Below are 12,401 nucleotides of genomic sequence, written 5' to 3' on the forward strand. Positions count from 1 at the left end.
GAACGATCCGCTCGATCAGCCTAGACGAGAACGTCACGCGGGAAAATGTGCATCCCGCCGATCAGTTCGAGGCCTTCAAGAAGCTGGCGGAAGAGCGCGGTTTTGGTGCGGAAGAATTGCCGCCCGCTTCGGCATGACGTCGCATGTTGTCCTGCGGCTCGGCGCGGTCTCTCCGAAACTGATGCAGATCTATCGCGATGGCGATCTGACCCTTGAACATCATCGAAACCGTTTTGGGCGAAGAACATCGCAAACCGGAAAGCATCTTTGATTTCGTGCAAGTCATTACCCACTTGCCCGCGGCAGGCCTCATCAGGATGCGCGCCTCGAACTGGAGGGCAAAGCAAAGCGCTTGATGAAGCGGGCCATTTGATGACATGAGCCGCGCAGTCGGGAACGTTCGCGCGGCCTCGCTTCCAAGGCCCAATGCATCGCCGCCAATCGGCAAGCCGGATCGGCGGCGGCGACGCGTATCCACGTCCGGCGCGCTCGTCGGGCCTCCAGCCCGGCTGTCGCGAGAGTCATGGGTTACGATGACTTAAAATGATTTTGCCGACCCGATCATTTCCGTTTAGCCGGCTTTGATCGGTCGCTTCGCGCGTCTTCGTCAGGAACTACCAATTCAACGTGACTGACACCTAACGTGCTGGCGAGCTCAAAAAGGGTTACGACAGTTGGGTTACGGCGGCCGCGCTCCAGGTCACTGATATATTGCTGAGTGAAGCCGGACATTTCGGCGAATTTCTCCTGCGTGAAGCGCTTCTGCTTCCGCAGTCTTGCGAAATTCCGGCCGACCAGCTTGCGCATGTCCATCGGCGCAAGTTGCGTCTTTACATACTATGAGGTTTATCTCCTATAGTATGTATTTCGAGCGGCTCGCTGGTCGGCTAGGTCCCAATGAGGCTAAAATGAGACGTCGGGACAATCTCGGCCTTCTAGGGAGATTAGAATCATTCGCTGTTTGTTGGGGTGGTCATGACAAAACCGCAGCTAGATCCTGACGTCGCGGATGTAGCGCCGAACGAGGCAACGCTGACCGCCTATGACGAACAGCATGTTGTCACGTACATTCGCCTTTTGCAGGCGGAAGGTCAGGGAGCGGACTGGCGGGAGGTTGCTCGAATCGTCTTGCACATCGACCCGGAGCGAGAGCCGGACCGTGCGCGGACTGCATATCAGAGTCATCTTGCGCGCGCAAAATGGCTGACCGAGCAGGGGCGTCTCTTACGCGGCGCCGGCTCAAAATAGAAGAAAATCGCCAGCTAACTTTTGTGGCCAAAACAATTTTCTCCCGCTAACCGGTGGTCATTCTCATGCACCACGTGGTGCCAAACTAGAGGCTTCCTACAACCGCTTCGTTCATAACTATTGCGCCGCAATCTTTGTTGGCTGCATGCAATGGGACGGAAGCAATGCCTGAATTCGACTGGCGATCGCCGGATTCGTTTAAGAGCCTGGAGAACGCTGAGATCACTCACATCGCCTGGGAAGGCCTGCGTATGAACGTGGACTACCAACGCGACTACCAAGCAATGGTTGCGAGCAGCCCCGATGGCGAAGTGACCGAGGAATTCAGGAGGAGATGGGGCATCTGCTTTCGCCCATGATCCGCAAAAGTCCTCCAAAGAGCAGGCGATCTTTTGGACACCTGAGGTTCTGGCGTCCGTCGTCCCGGTGACAAGTGCGCCGGCGGTTTCTCGCAAGTCAGCGCCTCCGCCACTGCTCGACTTCAGTGCCGGACAGGTGTGCCGCGCCGCCGACGGGTGGCACCTGGTGCTGCACATCGGGTCGGCGGAGCATCGGATCTGGTCAAAACAGCCGCTGACTGCAGGCACTTACTATGCGGCTGAGTTGCCGCTTGACCGCGACTTCGAAGCGCGCGCGCACGCTGCCACGCGGCTATGGCGCGCGATGAATGGACGCGCGCCAGGACCTGCCTTCCGTCGCTTGTCAAAACAGCGGCGCGAACGATTATGCGCAGCCCTTCGCGCAGTCGCCGCGTATCTCGCGGGCGCGACCTATCGCAGCATCGCAGAGGCTCTGTTCGGCGAAAAGCGCATCCCCGATCGTGCCTGGAAAACGCACGATTTGCGCAGCCGAACAATCCGCCTCGTACAAAGCGGCCTTGCGCTTGTGCGCGGAGGCTATCGCAAACTTCTGCGGCCCGGGCGCAGGGACGAGTAGCGCTGCCTCCAGGGGTGCCGAAAATCCGCCCCCAGATATTCGGCATCCTCCTCCGAGAACTTGCTTCTCCATGATGGCCGCAGACACGCCGATGCCGCCATCCGCAGTTCGCTGTCCTCTTGGAGTTCTCAAATGCCCGATCCGATGGCCGGTCTGCCCCCGCGCTTCCTGCGTACATCGGAGGCCGCGCGTTATCTTGGCCTTTCCGGTCGCACGCTGGAGAAGCACCGCACGTACGGCACCGGGCCGACGTATCGGAAGATTGGCGGGCGTGTGGTCTACGCCGTAGATGACCTGAAAGCATGGGCTGATCTCGGCGCCAAAACCTCGACCTCCGATCCCGGCAAAGGGACTGTGCTGCCCGCAAAGAAGCACCCGACGCTGCGCCCCTATGCGGGCCAGGAACGTCGCTGATCCCTGTTTGAGAGCGATGGTCATGCGACGCAAACACCATTCCGAGCGCAACCAGCTTGAGCTCTTCCGCGCACTGCCCGGTGATCTCGCGCCCCGCGACGCGCAGGATCTGATGGCTTATCCATTCTTCTCGCTCGCGAAAACAAAGCGCATTGTGCCGATCGATTTTCGTACTGGTGCGATCGCAATTCGGGTCGAAGCGGTGCCGGAACACGGCATGGCGACCATTTGGGATGCGGATGTTTTGATCTGGGCCGCTTCCCAGATCGTCGAAGCCCGTGACGCCGGCTTGAAGACGTCGCGCCTGATGGCTGCAACGCCTTACGAGATTCTGACGTTCGCCGGCCGTGGCACCAGCTCGCGCGACTACGACCGCCTGAAGGCGGGGCTCGACAGGTTGCAATCGACGACCGTGTTGACGTCAATTCGCCAGATTGCGGAACGACGGCGGCATCGTTTCTCGTGGATCAACGAATGGAAGGAGACCGCTGACGCAAACGGACGCCCGTTCGGGCTCGAACTGATCTTGCCCGATTGGTTCTATTCCGGCGTGATCGATGACGCGCTCGTGCTCACGATTGATCGCGCGTATTTCGATCTGACGGGCGGACTTGAGCGCTGGCTTTACCGCCTCGTGCGCAAGCATGGCGGCCGGCAGCAGGGCGGCTGGAGTTTCGATCTTGTGCATCTCCATGCCAAGTCCGGCAGTCTCTCGCCACTCAAGCATTTTGCATACGACGTGCGCCAGATTGTCCAGCGCCAGGCATTGCCTGGCTACCAACTCGTGCTCACGCGCGATCGCGACGGCGCCGAGCGGTTGAGGTTCGCGCCCGCGCCCATCAATCCATTCACCGAGAGGCTTCGCAAGCGCGGTCTCCATCCGAAATCGGGAGGCAACCTGTGAATCAGCTCGTGCTATCGAGGACCGCAACCCTCGTGCCATCAAGGACCCGACCCTCGTGCTATCGGGGACAGGAATCGGATCGAAGTCCTTGTCCTTTAGCGCTTTCCAGCCGCCGTAACTCTTCTAACCAGAAATCCTTCGGATTTCTTCTAACGGACCGCGCCTTCGGGCCTGATGAGGATAACCACCACGGTCCGCCTGTTCTGCCTCGCCACAGTGACGGCGAGGGCGAGGACGCGCTGTCGCAATTCCGCTCCCGCCAGGCAACCAGAACCTTTCTGTACTCGGAGCGCACCATGAACAATTTCACTGAAGTCGAACTCCTTTGGCTCGAGAAGCGCATTGAGAACCGCATCCGGTTCGGCCACTCCGTCGAGGAGAGAATCCTCGATCGCCGCCGACGCGTGCTGTCCTTTGCGCCCGGCAGCATCTTCGCGTTCGTACGCTGGACATCAAACGACTTCGGAACGGCAATCTCACGGATCGATATTCTGCGCGCGGTGGTACCGGGACAACGATGCTCCACGGTGCCCTATGTGAAGCCCGGCGGGGACATTCTCCTGCGCCTATCCGGCTGGCCCAAGGTCGAACGGGTGCTTCAGTTGATCGACGCTGTCGAGGCACTCGACATCGATCCCGCGGACGCTGCGCCCGATTACTGGCATCATGTTCATAACCGCATGTCGGTCAATGAAAACCCCCGCCCCTACACGAAAGCGAGACACCAGGCGTGGCTTCAACGGCAGAGGACCATGCGATGACAGGTCCGTGGAAGACCTTGGTCACGATGTTCGGCGGCGCTGCTGCTCTTCTCGTACCGATAGTTCTCGACCTGACACCACTCTACGTCTGGAATGCATCTGACAGCGTGCCAATCGGCCTGTATCGCTTGCAACCTGCGGAAAAGCTGTTCGTGACCGAGTTGCTCGCCGTTCAGCCGCCGGAGCCGCTTGCAACCTTCCTTGACGCGAGCGGCTATCTGCCGGCCGGGATACCAATGCTCAAGCGCGTGCTGGCGCTTCCGGGGCAGACCGTCTGTAGAACCGGGCTCGCAGTTACCGTCGACGCGATCGAAATGGGCGAGGCAAGGGATCGCGATGGCCGCGGCCGTCCCCTCCCGAAATGGCAGGGTTGCCGCGTCGTCGGCGAGGGCGAACTCTTTGTCATGAACTGGCAATCCGCCGACTCGCTGGACGGAAGATACTTCGGCTTTCTGCCGGCATCCGCCGTCCTTGGGCGTGCGCTCCCCGTGTGGACCTGGGAGGACTGATGCGGGTGTTGGGATTCCGATCTGCTATTCCGCTGTTCGACCGAATGTCGCCCCATTCCTCCGTCCCGGCCAACGATCGCGGAGCCCTCGCGCGCAGGGCCGGTCCAGCGCCCGCCCCGGACTTCGTCCGTGGGCGGCCGATGGGCCGGCGCCAGGCGACCTTAGCCCGGAGGAGCACGAACACAAGGGCATGCTGGCGTTCAGTCGAAACAAGCCTTCGCTCCGTCGTGCCGTTGTTCCTTGCGCTGACGATCAGTGATGCTGCGGCTTTCGCCGAGACACGATCGGCAGAGCATACAGCGAACTCTCAAACCAGCGAAGCGTTTGCACCGATCATTGACGAGGCCTCGCGCCGCTTCGGCTTACCAGTGTACTGGATACGCGCCGTCTTGGAAGTCGAGAGCGCTGGAGACGTGTGCGCCAAATCCCCGAAAGGTGCCATGGGGCTGATGCAGATCATGCCGCAGACTTGGGCCGAGCTTCGCCTGCGATACCAGCTTGGCAACGATCCCTACGATCCCCACGACAACATCCTTGCTGGTGCGGCCTATCTCCGGGAACTGCAGGACCGATACGGTTCGCCGGGCTTCCTCGCAGCCTACAATGCGGGACCTGGTCGCTACGAAGAACATCTCGCTGGTCGAGCATTGCCAGCTGAAACCCGAGCTTATTTGCAGAAGCTTGCACCAACGATCGGCAGCGATATTTCCGTTCCTGGGGCGGTCGCCAGGTTGCAGCCGTCGGGAACGACGCTATTCGCTGTGCGGTCCGAAAGCCTCAAGAGCACCACGTCGGCGCAGCGCGGCCTCATGCTGGATCACACTCCGATCGCGGGCGTTGCACACGACATTTCAGCCATCGTACCCCAAGCAACCGGGCTTTTTTCCGCGAGCTTTGTTGCGGGAGGTCGGCGATGAGCGAATGCATAAGCGCGCATGCATTAGCGTTCCGTAGAGAGAAATGGGCGGAAAGGAGGGGACGGTCGGAAGACACGAGTAAGCGTTCGGCGGCTGCACATCGGGCAGCTCGTGATATCAGTCGTCAGTTTCCACGTCGCGGGCGCCCCGTGACGGACATTCGGTTTACATTCGAAACGCCGCAACACGATCATGACGCTAAGACGTTCGGGTTTGCTACTGAAGGACCCTCGCTCACGCGGCAAGAGTTCGCTGAGGAGTGCGATAATAACGTGCTGATGGCATACGGGCGATGCCTTCGGCCCGCGCTCTACTCGTCGCTTCGCTCCTCACCGAGCCACCCTACGGGTGTCTCGGCCCTTCGGGTAACGATCGCTATCGCAAACGCTCGCAAACAGTGGGGGCTTCGCAAGTCAACTGCGAAGTCGCGGCGGCTCTTTCGCAATGAATCGGCCACCAGCCGAGGTGTTCGGGCAGGCGCTATTAGAGGATCCACCGCAACGACCCGAACTGCATTTTGTCGCAAACCGCCGCGAGCACCGACAGCCTGTTGGCTTGGAAGTTGGGCCCTGGGAACCAGGGACCGGGAGAACATGAGCATGACGGCAGGACGGCGAGATAAAAGGGGCTCGCCGGTCGAACCGCAAGCCATTGACATGGCTTGGGTTCTGGCGTGCCGGTCGGTCGGGGCGCGTGCCGCGCCGTACATTTTGAACAGCGCAATCAAGCAGATTTTCGGCACTGTAGCGGCCTTGGCGCCTTTCGCGGTCCGGCAATGACCCTGCGTGACAGCGATCTGCGCATTCGGCCCGGGCGCATCCGCAGCACCCGCGCGCCCAAGCCGAAGAGCTTCATCAACCAGGTGCTACGTGCCGCGAAGAAAGCCGGACACACGTCGGGTCAGGGCAGGTTTGGCAGGCGTTCTGCGGCCTATGGGCGCTCGACGTTTGGCCGCGGCCGGCTGTCCTTTGGTCGCAGCCGGTTGTTCAGTCCGACGCGGCGCGTTGTGGTGAAGGCGCGCATCGTGCGTCACAAGGGACGTTCGTTCCGCTCGGCGCCGCTGACGGCTCATCTTTCATACCTCAAGCGCGACGGAGTAACCCGGAACGGCGAGCGGGCCGAGATGTTTGATGCTGGCAGCGATCGAGCTGACGGTGCGGCCTTCGCAGAACGCTGCGAGGGCGACCGCCATCATTTTCGATTCATTGTCTCGCCCGAGGATGCCGCCGACATGACTGACCTCAAGGCCTTCACCCGTGATCTGGCCAAGCAGATGGAGATCGATCTCGGAACGCAGCTCGAATGGGTGGCCGTCGATCACTGGAATACGGACAACCCTCACATCCATCTTCTCGTTCGGGGAGTCGATGAGACAGGCGCAGACCTCGTGATCTCCCGCGACTACGTCAGCCGCGGCCTGCGCTCACGCGCCGAGGAGTTGGTCGGCATCGAACTGGGTCCAAGACCTGAGCATGAAATCCGCAATGCGCTGGAGAGAGAAGTCACGGCAGAGCGATGGACGCGGCTCGACCGGGAGATCTGGCAGGTCGCCGACGAAACCGGCTATATCGATCTTCGCCCCGACAATCCCGGCAGCTCCGATCCCGAAATCCGGCGCCTGATGGTCGGCCGCCTTCAGCACCTGGAGAAGATGGGCCTTGCTGCGTCAGCTGCGCCAGGGGAGTGGATGGTCGGGCTCGAGGCTGAACGTAATCTCCGCGACCTCGGCATGCGCGGCGACATCATCAAGACCATGCATCGCGCCTTCAGCGAGCGTGGGGAAGCGCGTGGCGTGTCCGACTACGTCATCGAAGGTGGACAGCCAAGCTCCCAGATTATCGGACGACTGGTCGATCATGGATTGCATGACGAGCTCACCGGCGAGGCCTACGCCCTGATCGACGGAACAGACGGGCGCGCGCACCACGTCCGGTTCCGAGGAATCGAAGCTTTCGAACATGCGCCATCCGTCGGCGGTATGGTCGAGGTCCGGCGCTTCGGTCCGGCCGATGATCCGCGCCCGACATTGGTCCTTGCGGCCCGTTCTGATCTCGATCTTGGCGAGCAGGTCGCCGCGAAAGGCGCCACCTGGCTCGACCACCGGCTGGTTGAATCCAACCCCATGCCGCTCGCCATGGGCGGCTTCGGTCGCCAGACGCGCGACGCTCTCGAAGCTCGCACAGAGCATCTGGTTCGGGAAGGTCTGGCGCGACGGCAGGGCCAGCGCATCACATTCCAGCGTGATCTCCTGAACACGTTGCGCCGACGCGAGCTGGACGAGGTGGCGGCAAGAATCTCGGCGCAGACCGGCCTGCCTCACGTGAAGGGCGCCTCGGGCGAGCACGTAGCGGGCACGTATCGTCAGCGGTTGACGCTCGCCTCGGGGCGTTTCGCCATGATCGACGACGGGCTCGGATTTCAGCTGGTGCCCTGGTCGCGCGAGCTTGAGAAAAGGTTGGGCCAGCACGTTGCCGGCACCACGAAGGAGGGCGGCGGGATCGAATGGAGCTTCGGCCGGAAGCGCGACCTCAGCCTGTAGCTATCTTGTCAATTGCTCGAAAGGTGTTCGGGATGTCCGGAACCAAAATCCTATGGGGACAGGTGATTGTCGTCGGCCTGATCGTCTTGCTCGCCATATGGGGTGCGACCGAGTGGACGGCCTGGCGCCTCGCCTATCAGCCGGAGCTTGGGCAGCCGTGGTTCGAGTTGTCGGGCTTCAAGATCTATTACCCGCCCGTCTTCTTCTGGTGGTGGTTCGTCTACGACGCCTATGCCCCTCAGGTCTTTGTCGAAGGTGCATTCATCGTGGCCTCGGGGACCTTTGTTTCGATCGCGGTCGCGATCGGCATGTCGGTCTGGCGGGCGCGCGAGGCCAAGAATGTCCAGACCTACGGCTCGGCGCGGTGGGCCGATCCGCGGGAGGTGCAGGCGGCCGGACTTTTGGGTGGGGACGGGGTCGTGCTTGGCAGGCTGGCGGAGGATTACCTCCGCCACAACGGACCGGAGCATGTGCTCTGCTTTGCGCCGACCCGGTCCGGCAAGGGCGTTGGCCTTGTTGTTCCTTCCCTCCTCACGTGGCCAGACTCGGCAATCGTGCACGACATCAAGGGCGAGAACTGGCAGCTCACGGCCGGGTTTCGGTCCCGACATGGCCGGGTGTTGCTGTTCGATCCGACCAATCCAAAATCGTCTGCCTACAACCCACTTCTCGAAGTACGCCGCGGCGAATGGGAGGTTCGGGACGTCCAGAATGTTGCGGACGTGCTGGTCGATCCGGAAGGGTCGCTCGACAAGCGGAACCACTGGGAGAAGACCAGCCATTCGCTGCTTGTCGGTGCCATCCTGCACGTCCTCTATGCAGAACTTGACAAGACGCTCGCCGGGGTCGCGGCCTTTTTGTCGGACCCGAAGCGCCCAATCGAAGTCACGCTGAAGGCAATGATGACAAGCTCGCACCTTGGTGAGCAGGGTCCACATCCCGTTGTCGCCTCAACCGCGCGAGAACTGCTGAATAAGTCTGAGAACGAACGCTCTGGCGTGCTCTCGACCGCGATGTCGTTTCTTGGACTCTATCGGGACCCGGTGGTGGCGCAGGTCACGAGCCGATGCGATTGGCGGATCGCGGACCTGATTGCCGATGCTCGTCCGACGACGCTCTACCTTGTCGTGCCTCCGTCCGACATCTCCCGGACGAAGCCGCTCATACGTCTCGTGCTCAATCAAATTGGCCGTCGCATCACCGAAGATCTGCAAGCCAACAACCGCCGCCACCGCGTCCTGATGATGCTGGACGAGTTCCCGGCACTGGGACGTCTCGATTTTTTCGAGTCGGCGCTCGCGTTCATGGCCGGATACGGGATCAAGGCCTTCCTGATTGCACAGTCGTTGAACCAGATCGAGAAGGCCTACGGCCCCAACAATGCGATTTTGGACAATTGCCATGTCCGCGTGAGCTTCGCAACAAACGACGAGCGGACCGCAAGACGCGTTTCGGACGCGCTTGGGACTGCGACCGAGATGCGAGCCATGAAGAACTATGCCGGCCATCGGCTGAACCCGTGGCTTGGCCATCTGATGGTCTCGCGGCAGGAGACCGCACGCGCCTTGCTCACGCCCGGCGAGGTGATGCAGCTTCCTCCCACCGACGAAATCGTGATGGTGGCCGGGACGGCGCCGATCCGAGCCAGGAAGGTGCGCTACTACGAAGACAGACGGCTTACCGAGCGCATTCTCTCACCGCCAGAGCCGGCCAGGCTGGGGCGGTCTTCCCGGGAAGATAGTTGGTCCAGCCTCAAGCTCCCCGCGCGGAATGGCGCAACCGTCCAGACCGAAGACTCCGAAACCGATGCCGCCAACAGCGGTCTGCGCCGGGAACCCGAACTTCCTGACCACGTCGCCATCGTCAAAGAGACAACCGATGTGACGCCGACAGAAGAGTTTGCCGTCCTGGACGACGACGATGAGGCCGTGCGTCAAGCCCGGCTTCTTCGCCAGCAGATGCGGGGCGTGGCCCGCCAGGCGGCGCTTGACCCGAACGATGGCATTGATCTCTGAGGTCCCATGCGCAACCGCATGAACGTGTATTTCCCCCCGGAGCTTCTGAAGCAGATTTCCGACCTTGCCGATCGCAAAAAGCTCTCGCGATCGGCCATCGTCGAGGCGGCCGTCATCTCGTTTCTGTCACCGGATGGAGTCGATCGCAGAGAGGCGGCGTTCGCCCGCCGGCTGGACCGGTTGTCCCGGCAAGTGCAGAGACTTGAGCGGGATGTCGGGCTGACAGCCGAGACCCTGGCCCTGTTTGTTCGGTTTTGGCTGACGATCACGCCTCCCTTGCCGAACGAAGCCCAGGCCGCCGCTCAGATCAAGGGACGTGAGCGCTTTGAAGGCTTCGTCGAGACATTGGGCCGCCGCCTGCAAAAGGGCCAAAGCTTCTTGCGGGAGATTCCGGACGATGTCGTTCATGGAGCGCCCGAGGATTCCACCAAATGATTGCGCCGGCCTTGCTGGTTGCTCCGGCCTTTCTCTTTCTACGCCAGACTACGACGGAGATGATCGCCTGGTTGCAGGAAGGTCGTTGGTGGTTTTTCTAATCATCCCCATCCGAGGGCGCTGCTTTAGCCCTCGATCGGTGGGGGGCAGGCAGTGGCAATCCATTCTCTTCAGTCGGAGGCGATCTCGCGTGGCGCGCGGATGCTCCGCAGCGCGCTGGGGCTCGCCATCGCGCGCTACCTCGAAGACGATGCGATCGTCGAGGTCATGCTGAACCCTGACGGCCGGTTGTGGATCGACCGGCTCTCCAGCGGACTGACTGATACAGGTGAACAACTCTCCGCCGCCGATGGCGAGCGCATCATTCGCCTGGTGGCACATCATGTGGGGGCCGAGGTCCACGCCGCCGCGCCCCGTATTTCTGCTGAATTACCCGAGACCGGAGAGCGCTTCGAAGGCCTATTGCCTCCTGTCGTCGCGGCACCAGCGTTCGCCATTCGCAAGCCCGCCGTCGCCGTCTTCACGCTCGACGACTATGCCAAGGCGGGCATCATGACGGCCGATCACGCCATGGCACTGCGCCAGGCCGTCGCCTCGCGCAAAAACATCCTGGTCGCTGGCGGCACATCAACGGGCAAGACCACGCTCACAAACGCATTGCTTGCCGAGGTCGCGAAGACCAGTGACCGGGTCGTGCTGATCGAGGACACCCGCGAGTTGCAATGCAAAGCACCGAATCTGGTCGCGCTGCGCACCAAGGATGGCGTGGTCTCGCTCTCGGATCTCGTGCGCTCCTCACTTCGACTGCGTCCAGACCGCATTCCCATTGGCGAGGTGCGGGGCGCTGAGGCGCTTGATCTGCTCAAGGCCTGGGGAACCGGTCACCCCGGCGGTATCGGCACCATCCATGCGGGCACTGCGCTCGGCGCTTTACGCCGGCTGGAGCAGCTCATCCAGGAAGCCGTGATGACCGTGCCGCGCGCCCTGATTGCCGACACCATCAACGTCGTTGCGGTCCTGTCCGGGCGCGGTTCCGAGCGCCGGCTTGCCGAACTCGCGCGCGTCAACGGCCTCGGAGCGGCCGGGGATTACAGCCTTTCACCAGCAGGAGACCTCACATGAGCAATCGAAACATGAGCAATCGAAACCGAGTTCCGCATTGGAGCGTTTCCATCGCCGCGCTGGGTGCGGTCCTGCTCATAAGTCCGCCCGCCTGGGCCGCCGGCTCCAACATGCCATGGGAGCAGCCGCTCAATCAGATCCTGCAGTCGGTTGAAGGACCGGTCGCCAAAATCATCGCCGTCATCATCATCGTCGTCACGGGCCTGACGCTTGCCTTTGGCGATTCCTCGGGCGGCTTTCGCAGGCTGATCCAGATCGTGTTCGGGCTTTCGATCGCGTTCGCAGCTTCGAGCTTCTTCCTGTCGTTCTTTTCGTTCGGCGGCGGCGTGGTGGTGTGATGGACGAGCCCGTCGCAGGATTTATCGCGCCGGTGCATCGGGCTCTGACTGAGCCGATCCTGATGGGCGGAGCACCCCGGTCGGTCGCCATCGTTAACGGGACGCTCGCCGCAGCCCTTGGGCTGGGATTGCGCTTGTGGATCGCCGGTCTCCTGCTCTGGGCCATTGGGCACGCGGCGGCTGTATGGGCTGCCAAGCGAGACCCGGCATTCGTCGAAGTGGTGCGCCGTCACCTGCGCGTCCCAGCCCATCTCAACATCTAG

General features: G+C 61.8%; 15 protein-coding genes and 1 pseudogene. 15 read left to right on the forward strand and 1 reads right to left on the reverse strand.

The features are described from left to right. Positions 1-218: 218 nt before the first annotated feature. Positions 219-373, forward strand: a pseudogene (locus tag RAD15_RS09310) (DUF932 domain-containing protein); the annotation flags it as partial. A gap of 188 nt (positions 374-561) precedes the next feature. Here the strand turns inward: RAD15_RS09310 and RAD15_RS09315 are convergent. After that, positions 562-813 (reverse strand): helix-turn-helix domain-containing protein, encoded by a 252-nt coding sequence (locus RAD15_RS09315; protein ID WP_027545514.1) that lies wholly within the window; start codon positions 811-813, stop codon positions 562-564. Positions 814-975: 162 nt separating this feature from the next. Between RAD15_RS09315 and RAD15_RS09320 the strand changes: the two genes are divergently transcribed. The 14 genes from RAD15_RS09320 (at position 976) to RAD15_RS09385 (ending at position 12,401) form a co-directional block, all read left to right on the forward strand. After that, positions 976-1,248: a DUF2285 domain-containing protein gene (locus tag RAD15_RS09320; RefSeq protein WP_458176549.1), complete on the forward strand. Its 273-nt coding sequence runs from the start codon at positions 976-978 to the stop codon at positions 1,246-1,248. A 164-nt stretch (positions 1,249-1,412) separates the two neighbouring features. Beyond that, a complete protein-coding gene (locus tag RAD15_RS09325) occupies positions 1,413-1,607 on the forward strand; it encodes a transcriptional regulator domain-containing protein (RefSeq protein WP_458176551.1) in 195 nt (64 codons plus the stop codon). Positions 1,608-1,773: 166 nt separating this feature from the next. Next, positions 1,774-2,184 carry a DUF2285 domain-containing protein gene (locus tag RAD15_RS09330; RefSeq protein WP_458176553.1) on the forward strand — a complete coding sequence of 137 codons (411 nt, stop codon included), beginning with the start codon at positions 1,774-1,776 and terminating at the stop codon, positions 2,182-2,184. A 132-nt stretch (positions 2,185-2,316) separates the two neighbouring features. Further along, the gene (locus RAD15_RS09335) at positions 2,317-2,598 is read left to right on the forward strand and encodes a helix-turn-helix transcriptional regulator (RefSeq protein WP_027534820.1); all 282 of its coding nucleotides are present in this window, start codon (positions 2,317-2,319) and stop codon (positions 2,596-2,598) included. Positions 2,599-2,620: 22 nt separating this feature from the next. Further along, positions 2,621-3,502 (forward strand): replication initiator protein A, encoded by an 882-nt coding sequence (locus RAD15_RS09340; RefSeq protein ID WP_458176555.1) that lies wholly within the window; start codon positions 2,621-2,623, stop codon positions 3,500-3,502. A gap of 296 nt (positions 3,503-3,798) precedes the next feature. Further along, a complete protein-coding gene (locus RAD15_RS09345; RefSeq protein ID WP_270163323.1) occupies positions 3,799-4,263 on the forward strand; it encodes a DUF2840 domain-containing protein in 465 nt (154 codons plus the stop codon). Beyond that, positions 4,260-4,772 carry a S26 family signal peptidase gene (locus RAD15_RS09350; protein WP_458176557.1) on the forward strand — a complete coding sequence of 171 codons (513 nt, stop codon included), beginning with the start codon at positions 4,260-4,262 and terminating at the stop codon, positions 4,770-4,772. The genes RAD15_RS09345 and RAD15_RS09350 overlap by 4 nt, the downstream gene beginning before the upstream one ends. 140 nt (positions 4,773-4,912) lie before the next feature. After that, a complete protein-coding gene (locus tag RAD15_RS09355; RefSeq protein ID WP_370691913.1) occupies positions 4,913-5,689 on the forward strand; it encodes a lytic transglycosylase domain-containing protein in 777 nt (258 codons plus the stop codon). A 775-nt stretch (positions 5,690-6,464) separates the two neighbouring features. Further along, on the forward strand, positions 6,465-8,228 hold the full coding sequence (locus RAD15_RS09360) for a relaxase/mobilization nuclease domain-containing protein (RefSeq protein ID WP_270163319.1): 1,764 nt from the start codon (positions 6,465-6,467) through the stop codon (positions 8,226-8,228). A gap of 32 nt (positions 8,229-8,260) precedes the next feature. Next, a complete protein-coding gene (locus RAD15_RS09365) occupies positions 8,261-10,243 on the forward strand; it encodes a conjugal transfer protein TraG (protein ID WP_375859680.1) in 1,983 nt (660 codons plus the stop codon). A gap of 6 nt (positions 10,244-10,249) precedes the next feature. Further along, positions 10,250-10,678 (forward strand): ribbon-helix-helix domain-containing protein, encoded by a 429-nt coding sequence (locus RAD15_RS09370; RefSeq protein WP_270163317.1) that lies wholly within the window; start codon positions 10,250-10,252, stop codon positions 10,676-10,678. A gap of 201 nt (positions 10,679-10,879) precedes the next feature. Then, complete coding sequence (gene trbB, locus RAD15_RS09375) at positions 10,880-11,800, forward strand: P-type conjugative transfer ATPase TrbB (RefSeq protein ID WP_458176779.1); 921 nt, start codon at positions 10,880-10,882, stop codon at positions 11,798-11,800. An 11-nt stretch (positions 11,801-11,811) separates the two neighbouring features. Then, the gene (locus RAD15_RS09380) at positions 11,812-12,138 is read left to right on the forward strand and encodes a TrbC/VirB2 family type IV secretion system protein (protein WP_375859820.1); all 327 of its coding nucleotides are present in this window, start codon (positions 11,812-11,814) and stop codon (positions 12,136-12,138) included. Then, positions 12,138-12,401, forward strand: a complete 264-nt coding sequence (locus RAD15_RS09385) for a VirB3 family type IV secretion system protein (RefSeq protein WP_027534830.1) — start codon at positions 12,138-12,140, stop codon at positions 12,399-12,401. Before RAD15_RS09380 ends, RAD15_RS09385 begins: the two co-directional genes overlap by 1 nt.

The sequence above is a fragment of the Bradyrhizobium sp. 14AA genome, from assembly GCF_054185205.1.

Excerpts from the sequence above, each read along its gene's own strand:
- RAD15_RS09385 (WP_027534830.1), top strand. The coding sequence starts at position 12,138 with ATGGACGAGCCCGTCGCAGGATTTATCGCGCCGGTGCATCGGGCTCTG.
- RAD15_RS09380 (WP_375859820.1), top strand. The coding sequence starts at position 11,812 with ATGAGCAATCGAAACCGAGTTCCGCATTGGAGCGTTTCCATCGCCGCG.
- RAD15_RS09345 (WP_270163323.1), top strand. The coding sequence starts at position 3,799 with ATGAACAATTTCACTGAAGTCGAACTCCTTTGGCTCGAGAAGCGCATT.
- RAD15_RS09350 (WP_458176557.1), top strand. The coding sequence starts at position 4,260 with ATGACAGGTCCGTGGAAGACCTTGGTCACGATGTTCGGCGGCGCTGCT.
- trbB (WP_458176779.1), top strand. The coding sequence starts at position 10,880 with ATGCTCCGCAGCGCGCTGGGGCTCGCCATCGCGCGCTACCTCGAAGAC.
- RAD15_RS09335 (WP_027534820.1), top strand. The coding sequence starts at position 2,317 with ATGCCCGATCCGATGGCCGGTCTGCCCCCGCGCTTCCTGCGTACATCG.
- RAD15_RS09320 (WP_458176549.1), top strand. The coding sequence starts at position 976 with ATGACAAAACCGCAGCTAGATCCTGACGTCGCGGATGTAGCGCCGAAC.
- RAD15_RS09340 (WP_458176555.1), top strand. The coding sequence starts at position 2,621 with ATGCGACGCAAACACCATTCCGAGCGCAACCAGCTTGAGCTCTTCCGC.
- RAD15_RS09360 (WP_270163319.1), top strand. The coding sequence starts at position 6,465 with ATGACCCTGCGTGACAGCGATCTGCGCATTCGGCCCGGGCGCATCCGC.
- RAD15_RS09365 (WP_375859680.1), top strand. The coding sequence starts at position 8,261 with ATGTCCGGAACCAAAATCCTATGGGGACAGGTGATTGTCGTCGGCCTG.
- RAD15_RS09370 (WP_270163317.1), top strand. The coding sequence starts at position 10,250 with ATGCGCAACCGCATGAACGTGTATTTCCCCCCGGAGCTTCTGAAGCAG.
- RAD15_RS09355 (WP_370691913.1), top strand. The coding sequence starts at position 4,913 with ATGGGCCGGCGCCAGGCGACCTTAGCCCGGAGGAGCACGAACACAAGG.
- RAD15_RS09325 (WP_458176551.1), top strand. The coding sequence starts at position 1,413 with ATGCCTGAATTCGACTGGCGATCGCCGGATTCGTTTAAGAGCCTGGAG.
- RAD15_RS09315 (WP_027545514.1), bottom strand. The coding sequence starts at position 813 with ATGGACATGCGCAAGCTGGTCGGCCGGAATTTCGCAAGACTGCGGAAG.